This window comes from Rhizorhabdus argentea, assembly GCF_037861105.1.
GTDB lineage: Bacteria > Pseudomonadota > Alphaproteobacteria > Sphingomonadales > Sphingomonadaceae > Rhizorhabdus > Rhizorhabdus argentea.
On the sequence record NZ_JBANFK010000004.1, the window covers coordinates 19,622 to 39,701 of the forward strand.

A 20,080-nucleotide genomic window follows, 5' to 3' on the forward strand; every position below is an offset into this window, starting at 1 on the left:
CTCTTTATAACCAGCAAGCCCCCTCCCCGATCAGAGGAATGCCGGCAATACTCGCCTGCAATTAGCTGCGCATATCCAACCAAGCGCTCGGCGGGGAGGCGCGGCGGCATCATCATCATCGAGACGTGGTCGAGCGGCATGCGATCGATCGATCTTGTAGCAACAGTCTGGCTGCCTCGCGGTTCGCCTCCGCTATGGCCGGATCGCCCGTCGATTGTGCGATCACGATCGAGCCTTGGATGAGAGACAAGATCTGGACCACGGCTTTTTCAGGCTCCCGCAATGCCAAAGGCTCGATGAGCGACGCGACAAACTCACCTAAGCCCTTGAAATAGGCGGCGATGATTGCCTGTACATCCGGGGAGTTGGCGTCCGGTCCGAACTCGGCCAATCCCCTCACGAACGGACAGCCGCGGAAAGAATGCGCTTGAAAAGATTCCTCCAGCGCGTCGAAAATAGCGAGGACGCGCTCCAGCGGCGATAACCCGGCTCTTTCAGTCGAGGCCGCAAGCATCTGCAGCCAGGTGGTGTTTTTGTGACGCAGATAGGCAGCGACCAGTTTGGCCTTCGACGGAAAATGCTTGTAGAAGGTCATCTTGGCCACGCCGCTTTCGGCGATGATACGGTCGACCCCGACAGTGTGGATGCTGAGCCGGTAAAACAGGTCTGACGCTGTCTTCAATATGCGTTCCCGCGGGGCGAGTTCGTCAAGCGACTGCCCTTCCAGATCCACGAAATCCGATATGTCGCGCATTCCCATTGTGCCTGACTCAAATCACTCGCCGACGCATAGACAGACTAGTCTTTCCGTTTCCTTATTGCAAATACAGACAGGTCTGTCTACCTAGCCCCGACCCTTCAGAGAAGCGAAAGGATTTAGGATGAACGGAAAAGTCGTTGTCGTGACCGGAGCGAGCAGTGGTTTTGGGAAACTTACCGTGCTGGAGCTCGCGAGACGGGGACACACCGTGGTTGCGACCATGCGTGATGTCGAGGGAAGGAATAGTCAGGTCCGCAGCGAGTTGATCGATACCGCGAAAGCGGAAGGGAATGCGCTGCAGGTTCTTGAAATGGATGTCGCCGATGAAGCGTCCGTCAACACGGCGATCGACCATGTGATCAAGCAACATGGAAAGATCGATGCGCTGATCAACAATGCGGGAACGATGTTCGTCGGGGTGACGGAAGCCTACACCATCGCGGATGTCGAACGGCAATTTGCGGTCAACTTCTTCGGGGCCGTGCGCGCCGACCGCGCCGTTCTGCCGCATATGCGTGCCGCCGGCAGCGGACTTCTCGTCCATGTCACGTCATTGATGGGCCGCGTGATCTTTCCGTTCTTCGGTGTCTATTCCGCGAGCAAGTTTGCGCTCGAGGCCCTTGCCGAGTCCTATCGCTATGAACTGTCGAGTTTCGGCGTCGACTCGGTAATCGTCGAGCCAGGGCCATTCCCAAGCAACCTGCTCCCCTCCAGTCCTGAGCCATCCGACGAAGGCGTGCTGGCAACATATGGACCGGTTGCGGGGATCCCAGGCCAAATCAAAGACAGCTCGAACCAGCCACAAGATGCTGCCAATCCGCCACGACCCCAGTTGGTCGCTGATGCGATCGCACGGCTGGTCGAGGCGACCGAACGGCGTCCATTGCGGACCGTCGTCATGCCTGACGGCATGGATCTTGGCGTGGCAGGGCTGAACGAGGCCGTCTCTTCCATTCAGAATAACATGCTCAGCGCACTCGGCATGGGGAGCATGATCTGAAACGCCGACTGCGGCATGTGATGCCACCTGCCGCAGTCGCATGACCCTGACCGATCGCCAGCGCGAGGCGCTGCTCCGCCTGCCGGTCGGCCAAGGTGAATTTCTGCGGCATCACATCATTGGCAAGCGGATGAGTTCGGGTTCGCCTCGACACGGACGCCGTCATCAGACGATCGCGAGTCCAATCATAGATAATCCCTGAAAAAGGCCTGGATGTCTGGCAGAAGCAGATCGGGCTGCTCCAATGCGGCGAAATGGCCGCCGCGCGGCATCTCTGTCCAACGGCGGATATCATATTGACGTTCGGCCCAGCTGCGGGGCGGTCGTGCGGGGAGCAACTCTCCAGGAAATATCGCCGCTGCCGTCGGCACAGCGATCTTGTGCAATGGGCGAAGTGCCCCGCCGAGCTCGCGGATGAATCCTTCATAGAAGCGGATGGACGTGTCGATGGTGTCGGTGAAGGCGTATAGCGAAACGTTCGCGCAAAGCTGATCGAGCGTGAATGCGTCGAGAATATCGCCGTCATTGTCGCTCCACGCGTAAAATTTCTCGAGGATCCAGGCGGCAGTCGCCAGTGGGTTGCCTGCCAGCGCAAAGGCGACCGTGTTGGTCTTCAAGCTCTGCAGGTTCATGTACCCGAATTCTGCCGCCGCGACCTTGCCGCATTCCTCCGCATAGGCAGCTTCCTCGGCGCTCAGCTCGTCTTGCGGGCTCATGGCGACGGGAAAGGTATTGAGATGCATGGCAGCGACGTGAGCCGGGAAGCGCGCCGCCATATGGATGTTCACGATCGCACCGAAATCGCCGCCCTGCACTCCGAACCGCTGATAACCCAGGACATCGACCATGAGCGTTCGCCAAAGGTCGGCGGTCATCACCGGTCCCATGACATGACCATCCGGAAAGTCCGACGCCGCAAAGCCCGGTGCGGACGGGATAACCACGCTGAAGGCGTCCGCAGCGCGGCCGCCATATCGCGAGGGATGCGTCAGGGGTCCGATCATCGGCAGAAATTCGAGTACCGAACCTGGCCAGCCATGAGTCAGTAGCAAGGGGCGGGGAGCAGCGCCTTCACCGCGAACATGGTAGAAATGGACGTTGAAATCGCCGATGCCGACACGGAATTGCGGCCAGCTGTTCAGCTCGGCTTCCGTTTTACGCCAGTCATAGTCATTGGTCCAATAATCCACGAAGCGACGCATGAAATCATGGCTGACGCCAAAGCCCCATCCGCCATCGCCGAGACGGCGCGGCCAACGTGAACGCCGTACCCGCTCAAGAACGTCTTCGATGACGTCGTCTGCAATATGAAAGCTGAATTCTTGGATTGGCATCGACGGCTCCAGGGTGGCTGTTATAGGAAACACGCAAGGATTGCCGAGCCTAGGCAGGCAGAAGTCCTGCCTCGCGATAGCTCTCAATCGCCGAATCGTAAAAGCAGATATCTGACCGGCTCCTCGCCAGGAGTTGCGCACCGGCGATCGCCGCGAAAATAGCGCGGGCCCTCCGTTCGCTATCCTCGGCGGCAACGAGGGACGCGGCGGACAGATGTCTACCGATCCATGCGATATTGACCTCCGCAAAGCTTTGTACCTCCTTCGCCACGGCGTCCGGCAGGTCATCATATTCGGCGGCCATGAAGCTGCCGAGGCACATCCGGTTCTCGTTCTGAAGCGCCGTGCGGAACGTCTCGGGATACCGGCGCAGACATTCGATCGGATCGGGCGTTTCGTCCGACAGGGCTTGCAGAGCCGCCGCCGCATCGTCGCGATAACGCCTCGCCACCGCTGCACCGAGATCGGCCTTGCTGGGGAAATAATAGTGGATGCTCGCCGCTTTGATGCCGACATCCTTCGCAAGATCGCGAAAGTTCAGGCCACCATAGCCATGCGCCTGCGCCGTCCGCCTGGCAGCGCCCAGAATCAGCTCCCGGGTGTTCGTGTTCATGCCGATACCTCTCACGCTCCACTGCCTGCCAAAAGGCAGATAGCCATTGACGCGCCGATCACGATAGTCATAGTGCATCTATCAACTGGCAGATAGGTGACTTTGGTCATGAAGATACACGATACCGCCATGGGTGTTTATCCTGCGCGCGTGCGCATCGCTCTGGCTGAGAAAAACATGCAGTCGCGCGTTGAGTTCGTGCCGGTCGATCTTCTGAAGGGTGAGCACAAGGCACCGGAATTCCTGACCAAGAATTATTCCGGTACGTTGCCGGTGCTCGAACTCGAGGACGGCACCTTCATCGCCGAGTGCACGGCCATCACCCAATATCTCGACACGCTTGATGGCAGCCCCACGCTCACCGGCAAGACGCCGAAGGAGCAGGGTGTGATCCACATGATGAGCAAGCGGGCCGAACTGGAATTGCTTGATGCCATCAGCGTCTATTTCCATCACGCGACGCCCGGGCTCGGGCCGAATGTCGAACGCTACCAGAATGCGGAATGGGGCCTGTATCAGCGCGACAAGGCCTTGCGGGGTATGCGCTACTTCGACGGCTTGTTGCAACGTCAGCCGTTCGTAACCGGTGACGCTTTCTCCATGGCCGATATCACCGTCATCGCCGGTTTGATCTTCGGGGGCCATGTGGATGTGGCAGTACCGGCGGAGTGTGAGGCGCTTGTGGCATGGTATGCAAGGATGCAGGAACGCCCCAGCGTAAAAAACCGGGTGACGATGTCGGAGAAGGCAACGGCGTCCGCATGACGGGCAATCGATGGAGAACGAACGGTCCGCGGTCCTTCACTTCTCATCGACGTTTCACGGAGCCTTCTTGCGGATCAGGTAGCGGTAGACGCCGATCAGGTTGATCACCAGCAGGACGATGTTCTGCGTGCCGATCCCCTCTGCGTCCGGTTTCAGGAATCCCCAGGCGATCAGGGCGAGCGACGAGGTCACGAAGATCACGAAGGCGAAGCCGGTCCAGCGGCGGCCGAGATCGAGAGAGACGAGCAGCGCGGCGACCGCGCCGGCGACCGCTCCATACCACTGCAACATAGTGATCAGCACGATCAAAGCATCCTCTTGCCATTTGAAAGCGAACGGCCTCTAACCCGCGTGTTGCGGGTGCGTTCCAGAACCCGGTTCGACGGACCTCCCGGGCATGCACGACCAGCCGATCTTCTTCGATGCCTCCGGACGGCGGCGGCGGCGTTTTGCGCTGGCGCTGATCGCGTTCGTCCTGCTGGTGCTGCTGGCGATCGCCGCCTTCTTCGGCTCGATCGTCGAGGTCGAGCCGCAGCCGCCCTTGCCATTCGAGGTCGAGCGGCCGGCCATCTCTCCGGTCGCCGGGCACGACCGCGCGCTGGTCAAGACAAGCGCCCGCCCCATCAAGGATATGTGGCGCGATTTTCGCCACCTGATCGCAAGCGTGCGGCCCGCCCAGGGCCTGCCGCCGACCAGCTATGCCTTCCACGCGCCGTGGGACGACGCCTCCGCCGCCTCGCTCGCGCGGCATGTCGAGGATATCGACTGGCTGATCCCCGGCTGGATCTCGATCACCGGCCCCGATCACAAGGTGACCAGCTTCGCCGATCCGCGCGGCAAGGCGATCATCAGCCACGCCCGGCGCCGGCCGAAGCTGATGCCGATGGTGCAGAATGCCCTCGACGGCGCCTGGGATGGCCCGGGCATCGCGGCCCTACTGAGGGATCCGGCGCAGACCCGCGCCACGCTTGATCGGGTCGCGCAGCTGCTCGCCGCCAACCAGGCCAGCGGCATCTTCTTCGATTTCGAGGAGCTGCCGCCCGGCGCGCATCGCGCCTATCTCGCCTTCCTACGCCAGGCGCGGGCGCGCCTGCCCGGCATGACGATCGCCATCGCAGTGCCGGTCGCCGATCCGGACTGGGACCTCCGCGCCTATGCGCGGGTAACCGACCGGCTGTTCCTGATGGCGTATGACGAGCATTCGGAGCCCGGCGATCCGGGACCGATCGCCTCGCATGCCTGGTTCGCGGACTCGGTGGCGCGTGCGGTGCGCGGCCTGCCGCCCGAAAAGGTGGTCGTGGCGCTCGGCTCCTATGCCTATGACTGGGAGAAGAACGGCGACACCATTGCCCATTCGGTCGAGGATGCGTGGCTGACCGCGCACGAAAGCGGCGTGTCGCCGCACTACGATCCGGCGAGCGGCAACAGCAACCTCGCTTATGAGGAGGGCGGCGTCCGCCACGACATCTGGCTGCTCGACGCCGCGGCGATGCACGGCGAACTCACCACCCTGCGGACGCTCGGCCTCAACTCGGTGGCGCTGTGGCGGCTCGGGACCGAGGACCCGTCGATCTGGACCATGTTCGGCCGCAAGCCCGGGCCGACCCAGGCGAGCGCGATCGAGGCGATCCCCGCCGGCACCAATGTCGATATCGAAGGCTCGGGCGAGATATTGCGGATCGGGGCGGTGCCGGTGCCCGGCTATCGTCACGTCGCGACCGACAAGCAGGGCGCGATCACGAATGTGCGATTCGACCGGCTGCCCAGCCCCTACCAGATCCAGCGCACCGGCTATCGCCCCGGCCTCGTCGCACTGACCTTCGACGATGGCCCCGATCCGGTCTGGACCCCGAAGATCCTCGACATCCTCAAGGCCGAGAAGGTGCCCGCTACCTTTTTCGTGGTTGGCGAGAACGCGCTGACTCATCGCGCGCTGCTCGAGCGCGAGATCGCCGAGGGCCATGAAGTCGGCAGCCATACCTACACCCACCCCAACCTCGCCGAGGCGACGCCGGCACAGACCGCGCTGGAACTCAACGCCAACCAGCGGCTGTTCCAGGCTTATACGGGGCGTTCGCTGCGGCTGTTCCGCGCACCCTATTTCGGCGACGCCGAGCCTACCACCGCGGACGAGATAACCCCTGTCGCGGAGGCGCAGCGGCGCGGCTATCTGTCGGTCGGCCTGCATGTCGATCCTGACGACTGGAAACGCCCCGGCGTCGGTGAGATCGTCCAGCGCACGATCGACGGCGTCGAGGGTGGCAATCCCGATTTCTCGACTCAGATCGTGCTGCTCCACGATGCCGGCGGCGATCGCTCGCAGACCGTCGCGGCACTGCCGCTGCTGATTCGCGAGCTGCGTGCGCGGGGCCTTCGTTTCGTGCCGGTGTCGGAACTTGCTGGGCTTCCGCCCGCTCAGGTCAATCCTCCGATCTCGAAGGGCGACCGGTTCGCGGCCGAGACCGATCTCGCGCTGTTCAGCACGCTGGGCGGCATGACCATCGCCATCAAGTGGCTGTTCCTGGTTGCGATCAGCCTCGGCATCGCGCGCGCGGTGCTGCTGTCGGCGCTGGCGCTGGTCCAGGCGCGGCGCGAGGCGCGGACCGTCTTCCCGGCGATCGATCCCGACCGCTTCGTCACCGTGCTGATTCCCGCGTTCAACGAGGAGCGGGTGATCGAACGATCCGTGCGCCGCGTGCTCGACAGCCGCGACGTCGGCATCGAGGTGATCGTGATCGACGATGGGTCTAAGGACCGCACCAGCGCGGTCGTGCGGGAGGCGTTCGCCGATGAGCCGCGAGTGCGGCTGCTGACCCTGGAGAATGGCGGCAAGGCGCGTGCGCTCAACCGTGCGCTCGAACTGGTGCGCGGCGAGATCGTCATCGCGCTCGACGCTGATACCCAGTTCGAGCCGGCCACCATCGCTCGGCTGGCGCGCTGGTTCGGCGACGAGCGGCTCGGCGCAGTCGCCGGCAACGCCAAGGTCGGCAACCGAGTCAACCTCGTCACGCGTTGGCAGGCGCTCGAATATATCACCGCGCAGAATCTCGAGCGGCGTGCGCTCGCCAGGCTCGACGCGATGACGGTGGTGCCCGGCGCGGTCGGCGCATGGCGGCTGACGGCGATCCGCGGCGTCGGCGGCTATCCGCCCGATACGCTTGCCGAGGATCAGGACCTGACCATCGCGATCCAGCGCGCCGGTTGGAAGGTGCATTATGATCAATATGCGGTTGCCTGGACCGAGGCGCCCGAAAGCGTCCGCGCGCTCGCCAAGCAGCGCTTCCGCTGGGCGTTCGGCACGCTGCAATGCCTGTGGAAGCACCGCGCGGTGATGGCGAGTGGCCGGCCGCGCGGCCTCGCCCGGATCGGCCTGCCCCAGGCGATATTGTTCCAGATCATGCTCGCGGCAATCTCGCCGGTGATCGATCTGGCGCTGCTGCTCAGCCTGGTCGCCACCGGGTTCGAAGTGGAGGCGCATGGTTGGGCGCAGAACAGCACCGATATCGGCAAGATGCTGACCTATTGGCTGGTGTTCACCGCGATCGATCTGCTCGCCGGCTTCATCGCCTTCGCGCTCGAACGGCGCGAGCGTTGGCGGCTGCTGTGGCTGCTCGTGCCGCAGCGCATCGGCTATAGGCAGATCATGTATTATGTCGTGCTCAAGGCGCTCGCCCAGGCGATGCGCGGCCCGCGGGTGGGGTGGGGCAAGCTGGAACGGTCGGGGCGTGTCACCCAGAGCTGAGGCCGTGCGGCATCAACGCGCCCTGTTGGCGCTGCTGTGCATCGGCTTCGGTCTATTCCAGCTCTACGCCTTCCATTGGGGCGTCATCACGCCTGACACCGTCGTCCAGTACGGACAGGCGCTGAGCGGGCGCTATGACGACTGGCATCCCCCGGTCACCGCCTGGCTATGGCGGCAGCTGCTCCGGATCGGGCCGGGCGGGGCGCCGTTCCTGCTGCTCGACATCGCGCTCTACTGGGGCGCGATCGGGCTGATCGCGGACAGTGTGCGGGCGCGGCATGGCTGGCGCGCGGCGGCGCTGCCGATCCTGTTCGCGTTGCTGCCGATCCCGTTCGGACAGGTCGGCGCGATTCTGAAGGACCCGCTGATGGCGTGCCTGATGCTGATGGCGGCCGCGCTGCTGGTCCGCCGCGCTGCGGGCGGGCCGGCCTGGCTGGCGGCGATCGCGGTCCCGTTGATTCTGATCGCCGCGGCGACCCGCTTCAACGCGCTGTTCGCGGCGCTGCCGTTGCTGTTGCTCGCCCTGCCGACGCGCTGGACTGCGCATCCCCTGCGCCTGTGCGTCGCAGCGGCGGCCGCGCTGGCGCTGCTGTTGGCGAGCAACTGGGCGATCAACGAGGCGGCGCTGCGGCCCAGCCATTCGCATCCGCTCTATTCGCTGATCAACTTCGATCTGGCGGGGATCGTCGCGCAGGGTGGCGCCAATGGCTATCCGGGAATGAGCGACGCGCAGGCCCGCGCCGCCACTGCCCATTGCTATGAGCCTCGCAGCTATGGCCTCATGGACGAGGCCGGCTGCGGTGTGGCCGAGGACAGCCTCGCCGATCATGTCTCGCGCACCGGCGACAGTCCGATGGGTATCTGGCTCAATGCGGTAATTGCCGCGCCTGCTGCTTATACGCGGCATCGGCTCGCCCATCTCGACTGGAACTGGCGCTTCCTGCACACGCTGCCCGGCGATGCCGTCTATCTGATGAGCCAGCCCAACGATCTGGGGCTGCGTTTCACGCCCAACGAGGCGACCAGCGCGGTTGTCTGGGCGGCGCAATGGTTGGCTTGGTCACCACTGGGCCGCCCCGCCACCTGGCTCGCGCTCGCGCTGGGGCTGGTCATAGCAGCGCCACGCCTGCCCAGCCGGCGCATCGTCCTGGCGCTCGCAGCCTCGGCGCTGTTCTACGGCGGCGCCTATGGGCTGATCAGCGTCGCGCCCGATCTGCGCTATAATCTGTGGACGATGCTGGCCACCATGACCGGGCTGGCAATCGCCTTGGCGGAGCGGGCGGCGCTCGCATGGCGCCGGCGCCTTCTGGTCATCGTGCCGGTCGTCGCCGCCATGCTGGTGGAAACCATGGCGCTGCTGGGGATTAGCGGCTGATTTCGATTGCGGTATAGGGAGGCAGCGTGAACCTCTGGCGATCCAGTCGGTTCATGACAAGAATGGAGAGGATGGAACCGTGGACAATGACAGGCGAAAGCTTCGCGAAACCGTCGACCTGCTCGGCTTTCGCGCCCAGGCGACCGCAGTCGGGCTGGTGCAGCTGGCGGTGGAGCTCAAGGCCGTCGGCGTTCTCGACGCGGCCGCGGTCGGGCGGATCAAGGATGCCATTTGTGGCGATCTCATGCTGTCGCGCCCCAGCTGCGTCGAGCGTGCCGAATATGAACGGACGCTGCGACGCCGACTCGACGGATTGTTCGACGGCGGGGAGCGTATCGGCGCGGTGCCCCAGCTCGGGCAGAAGCAGGATGCGGCCTCTTAGCAAGTTGACTTCGCTCGCGCGATATCTGCAATTCGCCGATGCGCTTCTTCTCCGATAACGCCGCCAGCGTCTGCCCCGAAGTCATGGCGGCGCTCGTCCGGGCCAATTCGCCCGATACCGCCTATGACGGCGATGCGCTGAGCGCGTCGCTCGATGGCGCTTTCTCGGATCTGTTCGGCACCCAGGTCGCGGCGCTGTGGGTGTCGAGCGGAACCGCCGCGAATGCACTCGCGCTCGCCGCGATGGTGCAGTCGCACCAGGCGGTGATCTGCCATGCTGACGCCCATATCCAGGGCGATGAATGCGGCGCGCCCGAATTCTACACCGGCGGCGCCAAGCTGATGCTGGCGAGCGGCGCTGGCGCGAAGCTCGATCCGGCGGGGCTGGAGGCTCTCGCCGCCTCGGTCCGCACCGATGTCCACCAGGCCCAGCCGGCGGCGGTGTCGATCACCAACGCGACTGAATATGGGCTGGTCTACACCCCCGACGAGGTCGCCGCGCTCGGCGATGCGGCGAAGCGGCGCGGGCTCGGCCTGCATATGGACGGCGCGCGCTTCGCGAACGCCGTCGCCACGCTCGGCTGCTCGCCGGCCGATCTCAGCTGGCGTGCCGGGGTCGATGCGCTGAGCTTCGGCTTCATCAAGAATGGCGGCATGTCGGCCGAGGCGCTGCTGTTCTTTCGGCCGGAGCTTGCGCAGGCGACGCGTTACCGCCGCAAGCGGGCCGGGCACCTGCTGTCCAAAGGCCGTTTTGCGGCCGCACAGATATTGGCGATGCTCGATGGCGGCGTCTGGCTGCGCAATGCCCGCGCCGCCAATGCCGCCGCCGCGCACATCGCCAACGCGGCGCGCGATCGGCTGCTGCATGCGGTGGAGGCCAACGAGATATTCCTGCGGCTGACAGCGGCCGAGGCCGAGTCGTTGCGGGCGCAGGGTTTCGAATTCTACGACTGGACTCCCGGCGTCGCCCGGCTGGTGTGCAGCTGGGACCAGCCTGCCGCCGAGGTCGACGCGCTGGCTGCGGCGATCATGGCGCTGAGTTGATTGCGGCCGCTCTGCCCCGCGACCGCCGTGAGACAGCGATTATGGCGGCTTTTCAGCCGGCTTCCCGCCCGGTTAAACGTCATGCAGGAAGCTTGCCAGTTTCCTTGACCACCGGCTTTCGCTAATCAGGGCGACCTTAACCGCGCCGACAGGACAAGCCTGCATGAACGACACCGCCACGCTCGAGCGTCCGATCGGCCCCGAAACGGCGAGTGTCGCGCGCGGCCTTTCGGTCGTGTCGATTGCCAAGACTTACGACAAGCGCCAGGTGTTGTCGGACATTTCGCTGGATGTCGCGCGCGGCGAAGTCGTCGGGCTGCTCGGCCCCAACGGTGCCGGCAAGACGACCTGCTTCTATTCGGTGATGGGCCTCGTCAAGCCCGATGCCGGCCGCATCCTGCTTGACGGCGACGACATCACCACCCTGCCGATGTACCGACGGGCCATCCTGGGGCTCGGCTATCTGCCCCAGGAAACTTCGATCTTCCGCGGCCTCACCGTTGCGCAGAACCTGCTCGCGGTGCTCGAGCTGGTCGAGCCCGACAAGGCGCAGCGCGGCGAGCGGCTGGAGGAGCTGCTCCGGGAATTCCACCTGACCCATTTGCGCGATTCGCCGGCGATGGCGTTGTCGGGCGGCGAGCGCCGCCGCTGCGAGATCGCCCGCGCGCTGGCCGCAGATCCGTCGATCATGCTGCTCGACGAACCTTTCGCCGGGATCGACCCGATCTCGATCTCCGATATCCGCGAGCTGGTGCGGGACCTGAAGCGTCGCGACATCGGCGTGCTGATCACCGATCACAATGTTCGCGAGACGCTCGACATCGTCGACCGCGCCTGCATCATCTATGACGGCAAGGTGCTGTTCCAAGGCAGCCCTGCCGCTCTGGTGGCCGATCCCAATGTCCGGCGCCTGTATCTGGGCGAAGGCTTCTCGCTCTGACAATGTTCCCCCGAGCAGCATAAGCTATGGCGATCGGCCCACGCCTCGACCTCAGGCAAAGCCAATCGCTGGTCATGACGCCGCAGCTCCAGCAGGCGATCAAGCTGCTGGCGCTCTCCAACCTTGAGGTCGAGGCGTTCATCGCCGAGGAAATCGAGAAGAACCCGCTGCTGGAAGGCGGCGCGGCCGAGGCCCCCGAGAACCAGGGCGACGATCGTTCCGATAATGCCGACGATTTCGATGGCGACGGGTTCGATGATGGTGAGGATTTCGACGGCCCGACCGCCGACCGGCTGATCGAGGCCGGCGACGCCGTGGCCGACACTCCGCTCGACGTCGACTATGCGGCGGAGACCTTCCATCATGACAGCGCCTCCGATTCGATGCGCGGCATGGACGGCGGCCTCGGCCTCGAAGGCGCCGGTAATGGATCGGCCGAAGCACCGGATCTCGACGACTATGCGACGGCGACGCTTTCACTGCGCGATCATCTTACCGCCCAGGCCGGCGAGCTGCTGTCGGGATCGGATGTCGCCATCGCCGCGCAACTGATCGACCTGATCGACGAGGCGGGGTATTTCGAAGGCGACACCGCCGACCTTGCCCGCCAGCTGGACGTGCCGCTCTTCCATGTCGAGCGCGTGCTGGCCGTGATCCAGGCGCTCGATCCCACCGGGGTCGGCGCGCGGTCGCTGGCCGAATGCATCGCCATCCAGGCCCGCGAGGCCGACCGCTACGATCCGGCGATGGCGAAGCTGATCGACAATCTCGATCTGCTCGCGCGCGGCGCGATCCCGCAGCTCCGCCGACTTTGCGGGGTCGACGAAGAGGACATGGCGGATATGATCCGCGAGCTCCGCAACTATGATCCCAAGCCCGGCCTGCGCTTCGGCGGCGAGCCGGCGGCGCCGGTGACGCCCGATATCTTCATCGCGCGCACCGCCACTGGCTGGGCGATCGAACTCAATAGCGCGACCTTGCCCCGGCTGCTCGTCAACCGGGCCTATTACACCGAACTGGCGAGCGGGGCGCAGGACAAGGGCAGCAAGGCCTGGCTCAGCGAGTGCCTTGCTTCGGCCAACTGGCTGGTCAAAGCGCTCGACCAGCGCGCCCGCACGATCGTCAAAGTCGCCGGCGAGATCGTGAAGCAGCAGGAAGCCTTCTTCCTGCATGGCGTCGAGCATCTCCGCCCTCTGACCCTCAAGGCGGTGGCGGAAGCGATCGGCATGCACGAATCGACGGTGAGCCGTGTGACCTCGAACAAATATCTGATGTGCGAGCGCGGCCTGCACGAACTCAAATATTTCTTCACCAGCGGCGTCTCGGCGTCCGACGGGGGCGACAACGTCTCTGCCGAGGCGGTCAAGAGCCACATCGCCAAGCTGATCGCCGCCGAGGGCGACGACGTCCTGTCCGACGACAAGCTGGTCGACCTGCTCAAGGAGCGGGGCTTCGACCTGGCCCGGCGGACTGTGGCCAAATATCGCGAGGCGATCGGGCTGGGATCGTCGGTCCAGCGCCGGCGGCAGCGGGCGATGAAGGCGGCTTGAGACAAAACACCCTCCCTCCTCTGGAACGCCGTCATTCCGGACTTGATCCGGGATCTCGCTGCCTTCCTGACGCCGGTTGAGCGGCGGAACATAGGGGAAGACGTGGGATCCCGGATCAAGTCCGGGATGACGAAATTCAGATGCTGTAGCCCCTCTCTTGAAAGGGAGGGGTGAGTCAGGCTCACATCGGGATCAGCAATCCGGCCAGCGCCGCCGACATCAGGTTGGCCAGGCTCCCCGCCGCCAGCGCCTTGATCCCCAGCCGTGCGATCGTCGGGCGCTGGTTGGGCGCGAGGCTGCCGGCGGACGCCATCTGGATCGCGATCGAGGAGAAATTGGCGAAGCCGCACAGGGCGAAGGTGACCACCGCGACGCTGTGCGGGCTGAGCACGGCCTTGATCTGGCCGAGGTGGATATAGGCGACGAACTCGTTAAGCACGACCTTCTCGCCGAATAGTCCGCCGGCGATCTGCGCCTGGTCCCACGGGATGTTGAGCAGGACCATCACCGGCGCGAACAGCAGGCCGAGCAGCTGCTGGAAGCTGGCGTGCGGATAGCCGAACCAGCCGCCGACCGCACCGAGCACGCCGTTCGCCAGCGCCACCAGCGCGATGAAGACGAGCACCATCGCGCCCACCGCTACGGCGATCCTGAGGCCTGTCTGCGCGCCGAGCGAGGCGGCCATGATGATGTTTTCGGGCCGCGCGCCGGCCTCATGCGCTTCGGCGACGGCGATCGCTTCCCCTTCGAGCGGATCGCCGAGCGGCAGCTCGCCTTCGACGGTCCGCGGATCGGGCATGATGATCTTGGCCATCAGCAGCGCGCCCGGGGCCGACATGAAGCTGGCGGCGAGCAGCAGGTCGATGCTGATCCCCATCGCCGCATAGTCGGCGAGGATCGTGCCCGCGACGCCGGCCATTCCAGAGGTCATTACCGCGAACATCTGGTGCGGCTTGAGCCCGGCGAGATAGGGGCGGATCACCAGCGGGGATTCGCTCTGGCCGACGAAGATATTCGCCGCCGCGCAGAGCGATTCGACTTTGGAAACGCCGATCACCGCCTCGATCGCGCCGCCGACCCAGCGGATCACAAACTGCATGACGCCGAGATAATAGAGGATCGACACCAGCGATGCGAAGAAGATGATCACCGGCAGTGCGGCGATCGCGAAGCTGGTGCCGCCGATCGCGGGGCTGGCGATCGGCCCGAACAGGAAATCGGTGCCGGCCTGGGCATAGCCGAGCAGGCTCGACACGCCGCTCGACAACCAGCCAAGCGCGGCGCGTCCCCACGGCACATAGAGCACGAGAAGCGCGATCCCCGCCTGCAGTGCGAAGGCGGCACCCACCACGCGCAGGCGGATCGCCTTGCGGTTCGACGACAGCGCCACCGCCACTAGCAGGATGAGCGCGATGCCGGCGACGCCGGTCAGCAATTTGGTCATGCAGGGCATCTCGCGGCGCGGAGGGCTAAAGCCGCACCTTGGCGTCCGGGGCCTGGTGGTCAAGCGCCGCTTTTGTTGGCCCTGGGATCACGCGGCGGCTGGATGTGTCCCCAGCGGAGCGATGGCCGGCGCGACGACGGTCTTTCTAACGCCCCGCTCCTCCGCTAAGGGCCGCGCATGTCCACAGACTACAGCCCCGATCCGATCCTTCTGGCCAAGGCCGAGACCCTCACCGAGGCGCTGCCCTATATGCAGCGCTATGCCGGCGAGACCTTCGTCGTGAAATATGGCGGCCATGCCATGGGCGATCCCGAGCTGGCGCATGACTTCGCGGAGGATATCGTCCTGCTCAAGGCGGTGGGGATCAATCCGGTGGTCGTTCATGGCGGCGGGCCGCAGATCGGCAAGATGCTTAAGACGCTGGGGGTCGAGAGCAGCTTCGTCGACGGGCTGCGCGTCACCGACGCCGAAACCGCCAAGATCGCCGAAATGGTGCTGTGCGGATCGATCAACAAGGAGATCGTCTCCTGGATCGCGCATGCCGGCGGCCGTGCTGTCGGCATGTCGGGCAAGGACGGCCGCATGGTTGTGGCCGAGAAGGTGCGGCGCACCCGGCTCAACCCCGACACCAAACTCGAGGAGCCGGTCGACCTCGGCTTCGTCGGCGAGCCCGCGGATATCGACCGGCGGGTGATCGACACCATCTCCAAGGCCGGCATGATCCCGGTGATCGCCCCGATCGCGATCGGCGAGGACGGCCACACCTATAATGTCAACGCCGATACCATGGCCGGCGCGATCGCGATCGCGCTGGGCGCGGCGCGGCTGTTCCTGCTCACCGACGTGCCTGGCGTGCTCGACAAGGACAAGCAGCTGATCCGCGACCTGACCCCCGAGCAGATCGGCGACCTGCGCAGCGACGGCACGATATCGGGCGGCATGATCCCAAAGCTGGAAACCTGCGTCGACGCGGTGGAGGGCGGCGTCGATGCCGCCGTCATCCTCGACGGCCAGGTGCCGCACGCGATGCTGATCGAAGCCTTCACCCGCCGCGGCGCCGGCACGCTGGTGCGGATGGGGTGAAGAGGTTTTTGTCTAGCCCTCAAACGCCGGGCGGCAGGCGTCCGCCTGCCTTGGCTTCGCGCCAATAAGGCGCGACGGCCGTTCGGCCTTGCGGAACACTGGCGCGTTCCGACGCCGAGCTCATCGTCGGAGCCCGACCGGGCTCCGCAAGGGCGAACGGCCGCCCGAGCTTATTGCGAGGAAGCCAAGCAGCACGGATGTGCTGCGCCCGGCGTTTGAGGGCGAAACACAGACTCAATCGGCACACAGTGCCGATTGATACGGTCACGTCATTGCCGGTGGCGGCTTGCTTCACTACATGGCGGCGACACATTCGAAGGGGTTTAGATGCTTCTCCTCCTCCTGCAGATCGTTGACCTGCTGCTGAGCGTCCTGCGCTGGATCATCATCATCCAGGCGATCATGTCGTGGCTGGTCGCGTTCAACGTGATCAACACCTATAACGACTTCGTCCGCCAGGTGCTCTACGCGCTCGACAAGATCACCGAGCCGATCTACCGGCCGATCCGCCGGATCATGCCCGATTTCGGTGCGCTCGACCTGTCCCCGCTGGTGGCGCTGCTGCTGATCATCATCCTGCAGATGGTGATCGGCCATGCTGAAGCATCGGTGATGATGGCGGGCGTCTGAGCGCCTGGAGCATCGTTGCCGACGGCGTCATCCTCGCCGTCCGCGCCAGTCCCAAAGCCAGCCGCGACGCCATCGAGGCAGTCGTCACTGCCGATGACGGACGCGACTGGCTGGCGGTGCGGCTGACCGCCCCGCCGAGCGATGGCGCCGCCAACGCGGCGCTGATCCGGATGATCGCGAAGGCGCTGCGTGTCGCGAAGCAGGATGTGACACTGGCCAGCGGCGCGACTTCGCGGCTAAAGAGGCTCCATATCCGGGGCGAGCCCGCGGCGCTGGCCGCCGCCCTGGCCCATATCGTCAAGGACAAGGCATGAGCGCGGACATCATCGACGGCAAGGCGTTCGCGGGCGGACTGCGCGCACGGATCGCGGAAATGATCCCCGCCTTCCGCGCCGTGGCGGGTCGCGCGCCCGGGCTCGCGGTGGTGCTGGTCGGCGAAGACCCGGCAAGCCAGGTCTATGTCCGCTCCAAGCACAAGGCGACCGTCGAGGCGGGCATGGAGAGCTTCGAGCACCGGCTGCCCGCCGAGGCCGGCCAGGAGGAGCTGCTCGCGCTGGTGCGGCGGCTCAACACCGACGAGACCGTCGATGGCATCCTCGTCCAGCTGCCGCTGCCCGCGCATGTCGACGAGGATCTGGTGATCGCGACGATCGATCCCGACAAGGATGTCGACGGCTTCAATGTCATCAATGTCGGCCGGCTCTCGACCGGACTGCCCGGCTATGTCCCGTGCACCCCGCTTGGCTGCGTGATGTTGCTGAAGGATCGGCTCGGCGACCTGTCGGGGCTGGACGCGGTGGTGATCGGGCGATCGAACATCGTCGGCAAGCCGATGGCGCAGCTGCTGCTCGCCGAGAGCTGCACGGTGACGGTCGCCCACAGCAGGACGAAGGACCTGCCTGCGGTCGTGCGCCGCGCCGATATTGTGGTCGCCGCGGTCGGCCGTCCCGAGATGATCAGGGGCGACTGGATCAAGCCGGGTGCGACGGTGATCGACGTCGGCATCAACCGCGTGCCGGCCGCCGAAGCCGGCAAGACGAAGCTGGTGGGCGATGTCGCCTTTGCGGAGGCCGCTCAGGTCGCGGGGGCGATCACGCCGGTACCCGGCGGCGTCGGCCCGATGACCATCGCGGTGCTGCTGCGCAATACGCTGGTCGCCGCGCACCGCCGCGCCGGGGTGCCGCTGGCGAGCGGCGCGATCTGACGCTCATGACCTTCACCCTCTCCCGCCTTTCGCGGGCGATGGAGGATCTGCCGGCCTGAACACTGCTCCACCAAGCTTTCGTTCGGCGGGCGTCTCGCAAATCCTACTCCACCAGTCGCCACAATTTGAACGGCGAATTGGCCGGCAGCGCCACTGGCTTCAGCCAGGCCGGGACTTGGTCATCCATCATCTGCATGTAGAAGCCATCGCGCGCCTGCGCCCTGTAGATCGTCGATTCCGCCATGCCGGGGCAGAGCAGCAGCATCGTTGCACCGTGGTGCTTCATCACCGCATGGGCAACCTCGGGCGATGGCGAGCGGAACGCCTTCTGCACTTCCAGGATTATGTCGCCATTGCGGTGATAGGGGCCGGCGATCGCGCTGTGGTGGGTCATCGTGATTAGCCGCGGCCCCATGTCGATGAAGGTGAGCATCGTCGCGGGTGGCAACGCATCGAGCTGGCGCAGCGCCGGCAGCGTCGGACAGCGTCGGGCGCTTTCGGCGGCCTTGGCCGCGGCGCTTGCGCTGCGCACTTCCTTCGTGGTCGGCGGGATCATCGTCGCGAACTGCGCGAGCTGGCCCGACAGCGCGAAGAATACGAAGAGCGTGCCGCCGATCCGGACCAGCGACCAGCTCGATTCGAGCAGCCTCGGCAGCAGCAGCCATGCCAACGCCGTCGCCCCGAACACGCCCATCAGCTGCGCCTGCGGCCCGAAGCGCGATTGCCAGGCGAGGCCCAGCGTCGCGACGAGGCTGAGCAGCGCGATCGACATCCAGGCGCCGGCGGTCGGCGCGCGCCGCGCCTGCCAGGCTGCGATGACCGCGCCGATCGTCCCGATCACCGGTAGCCAGGCGGTGCCGAGCGCATCGCGCCACGGCTTGGTGTAGAGCGGCTTCACCTCGCGGATATTGTCGAACCACATCCGCCCCAACTCGGGCGAAATGCGCTCGGGGCGGCCTAGGCATTGCGGGAAGCTGATCGCGAAGAAGGCGGCGATCAGCACAGCGGCGGCGATCAGCAGGGCCAGCCGCAGCCCCTGGCTCTCGCTGCGCACGAAGCTCAGCCCGAGCAGCAGTGCGCTGGTGAGCAGCAGCGTCGCCAGATAGACCGGCGACAGCACGTCGCAGACCATCGCGCGGTTGTCATGGGAGGCGAAGGCGCCGAACGCGACCGCGCAGCCGCCGCCAAGCGCGATCGCATAGGCCGCCAGCCGGCCCGCCTCGGCCCGGTCGCCATTCGTGGCCCAGACCCAGCGCAGCGCGATCGAGGCGCCGGCGATCGCCATCATCGGGATCAGCTCGAGCCCGATGCCGAATGAGAAGGCGGTGGCGAAGCCGGCAAGCGCGCCGCCGCGCCGGCTATTTGGATCGGCCAGGCCCGCCACCACCAACATCAGCGAAGCGAGCTGCCAGCCATGATGATCGATCCGCAGCGGCATCCACATGAACAGGGTGGTCTGCGCGCAGAGCATGATCGCGAAGGCGATCGGATAGGCGCGCGGATGGATCAGCCGCCGCACCGCCAGGATCATCGCCCATAACGCCGGCCCCAGCGCCAGCATCGGCGCCACTGCGCAGGCGATCTGCTGCGCCATATAGTCGCCGACGATCGGGCGGAAGATTAGCAGAAGCGCCGCTATCGGCAGGTCGACGATCCGCGACCAATGGATGTTGAGGCCGTCGGGCGGCGCCAGCTTGTGCTGCCGCAGATCGAACCAGGCCTGCCCGTCGAGCCATGCCTTGACCTCGGCTAGCCGCATGTTGTCGTCGGTGTCGGCAAGTCCGAGCCAGCGGATCTGGCCCCATTTGTAGAACAGGAAATAGGCGCAGGTGCCGGCGAACAGCATCCAGAAGACCGTTCGCCAGCGGCGTTCGATCCACGCCATCATCTGCTCTTCGAAGTCGTCGCCGTCCCGCATCGCGCCCGCTTAGGGCCCCGGCCGGCCGGCCGCAACGCTCGAGCCCGGAGGAGGATCATTTTTGATCGGCCGCCGAATCGAATTGACCGCCGGGCGGCGCTCAGCCAACGGCGCAGGACCGCCGCGATCGTTCCGGTGCCGTTTCGGATGGCGGCGTTTATGCCCGGCGATCCGCACATGGATACGGGGACCGGACTGGCAATTTCCATCCCCGGGAGCGCTCCTCCGGGGTTCCCTTGGCCCGGCGAGCCCTTTCGCCAGACGGATTGGGGCACCTCGCAGCTTGAGGCGTCGGCG

General features: G+C 65.4%; 18 protein-coding genes. 12 read left to right on the plus strand and 6 right to left on the minus strand.

Features of this window, described 5'->3' with window-relative positions:
• Window positions 1-115 precede the first annotated feature (115 nt).
• Window positions 116-754, minus strand: a complete 639-nt coding sequence (locus AAC645_RS04550; protein ID WP_340314189.1) for a TetR/AcrR family transcriptional regulator — start codon at window positions 752-754, stop codon at window positions 116-118.
• Window positions 755-881: 127 nt separating this feature from the next.
• On the opposite strand from AAC645_RS04550, the gene AAC645_RS04555 reads away from it, so the two are divergent.
• Window positions 882-1,760: an SDR family oxidoreductase gene (locus AAC645_RS04555; protein ID WP_340314191.1), complete on the plus strand. Its 879-nt coding sequence runs from the start codon at window positions 882-884 to the stop codon at window positions 1,758-1,760.
• A gap of 185 nt (window positions 1,761-1,945) precedes the next feature.
• On the opposite strand, the gene AAC645_RS04560 is transcribed toward AAC645_RS04555, so the two are convergent.
• Entirely contained in the window at window positions 1,946-3,094 is a 1,149-nt protein-coding gene (locus AAC645_RS04560) for an epoxide hydrolase family protein (protein ID WP_340314192.1), read from the minus strand.
• 49 nt (window positions 3,095-3,143) lie between these two features.
• On the minus strand, window positions 3,144-3,707 hold the full coding sequence (locus tag AAC645_RS04565; protein WP_340314193.1) for a TetR/AcrR family transcriptional regulator: 564 nt from the start codon (window positions 3,705-3,707) through the stop codon (window positions 3,144-3,146).
• Window positions 3,708-3,815: 108 nt separating this feature from the next.
• Here AAC645_RS04565 and AAC645_RS04570 point away from each other — a divergent pair, with 108 nt between their 5' ends.
• On the plus strand, window positions 3,816-4,472 hold the full coding sequence (locus AAC645_RS04570; RefSeq protein ID WP_340314195.1) for a glutathione S-transferase: 657 nt from the start codon (window positions 3,816-3,818) through the stop codon (window positions 4,470-4,472).
• A gap of 54 nt (window positions 4,473-4,526) precedes the next feature.
• Here AAC645_RS04570 and AAC645_RS04575 read toward each other — a convergent pair whose 3' ends face one another.
• Complete coding sequence (locus tag AAC645_RS04575) at window positions 4,527-4,763, minus strand: hypothetical protein (RefSeq protein WP_340314556.1); 237 nt, start codon at window positions 4,761-4,763, stop codon at window positions 4,527-4,529.
• Window positions 4,764-4,869: 106 nt separating this feature from the next.
• Here AAC645_RS04575 and AAC645_RS04580 point away from each other — a divergent pair, with 106 nt between their 5' ends.
• The 6 genes from AAC645_RS04580 (at window position 4,870) to rpoN (ending at window position 13,504) form a co-directional block, all read left to right on the plus strand.
• Entirely contained in the window at window positions 4,870-8,214 is a 3,345-nt protein-coding gene (locus tag AAC645_RS04580; protein WP_340314197.1) for a polysaccharide deacetylase family protein, read from the plus strand.
• Window positions 8,215-8,218: 4 nt separating this feature from the next.
• Window positions 8,219-9,589, plus strand: a complete 1,371-nt coding sequence (locus AAC645_RS04585; RefSeq protein ID WP_340314199.1) for a hypothetical protein — start codon at window positions 8,219-8,221, stop codon at window positions 9,587-9,589.
• Window positions 9,590-9,668: 79 nt separating this feature from the next.
• Window positions 9,669-9,971: a hypothetical protein gene (locus tag AAC645_RS04590; RefSeq protein WP_340314201.1), complete on the plus strand. Its 303-nt coding sequence runs from the start codon at window positions 9,669-9,671 to the stop codon at window positions 9,969-9,971.
• Between the two features lie 38 nt (window positions 9,972-10,009).
• The gene (locus AAC645_RS04595) at window positions 10,010-11,014 is read left to right on the plus strand and encodes a threonine aldolase family protein (RefSeq protein ID WP_340314202.1); all 1,005 of its coding nucleotides are present in this window, start codon (window positions 10,010-10,012) and stop codon (window positions 11,012-11,014) included.
• A 163-nt stretch (window positions 11,015-11,177) separates the two neighbouring features.
• Window positions 11,178-11,954 (plus strand): LPS export ABC transporter ATP-binding protein, encoded by a 777-nt coding sequence (gene lptB, locus AAC645_RS04600; RefSeq protein WP_340314203.1) that lies wholly within the window; start codon window positions 11,178-11,180, stop codon window positions 11,952-11,954.
• A 26-nt stretch (window positions 11,955-11,980) separates the two neighbouring features.
• Window positions 11,981-13,504, plus strand: coding sequence for an RNA polymerase factor sigma-54 (gene rpoN / locus AAC645_RS04605; RefSeq protein ID WP_340314204.1), 1,524 nt, complete (start codon window positions 11,981-11,983; stop codon window positions 13,502-13,504).
• Between the two features lie 181 nt (window positions 13,505-13,685).
• Here the strand turns inward: rpoN and AAC645_RS04610 are convergent, their stop codons facing one another.
• Entirely contained in the window at window positions 13,686-14,948 is a 1,263-nt protein-coding gene (locus AAC645_RS04610) for a NupC/NupG family nucleoside CNT transporter (protein WP_340314205.1), read from the minus strand.
• A 177-nt stretch (window positions 14,949-15,125) separates the two neighbouring features.
• On the opposite strand from AAC645_RS04610, the gene argB reads away from it, so the two are divergent.
• The 4 genes from argB (at window position 15,126) to folD (ending at window position 17,865) form a co-directional block, all read left to right on the plus strand.
• Entirely contained in the window at window positions 15,126-16,031 is a 906-nt protein-coding gene (gene argB, locus AAC645_RS04615) for an acetylglutamate kinase (RefSeq protein WP_340314206.1), read from the plus strand.
• Window positions 16,032-16,358: 327 nt separating this feature from the next.
• Entirely contained in the window at window positions 16,359-16,661 is a 303-nt protein-coding gene (locus AAC645_RS04620; protein WP_340314207.1) for a YggT family protein, read from the plus strand.
• 29 nt (window positions 16,662-16,690) lie between these two features.
• Complete coding sequence (locus AAC645_RS04625; protein ID WP_340314558.1) at window positions 16,691-16,975, plus strand: DUF167 domain-containing protein; 285 nt, start codon at window positions 16,691-16,693, stop codon at window positions 16,973-16,975.
• Window positions 16,972-17,865, plus strand: a complete 894-nt coding sequence (gene folD / locus AAC645_RS04630) for a bifunctional methylenetetrahydrofolate dehydrogenase/methenyltetrahydrofolate cyclohydrolase FolD (protein ID WP_340314208.1) — start codon at window positions 16,972-16,974, stop codon at window positions 17,863-17,865. The genes AAC645_RS04625 and folD overlap by 4 nt, the downstream gene beginning before the upstream one ends.
• Window positions 17,866-17,968: 103 nt before the next feature.
• Here the strand turns inward: folD and AAC645_RS04635 are convergent, their stop codons facing one another.
• Complete coding sequence (locus AAC645_RS04635; RefSeq protein ID WP_340314209.1) at window positions 17,969-19,783, minus strand: AcrB/AcrD/AcrF family protein; 1,815 nt, start codon at window positions 19,781-19,783, stop codon at window positions 17,969-17,971.
• Window positions 19,784-20,080: the final 297 nt, after the last annotated feature.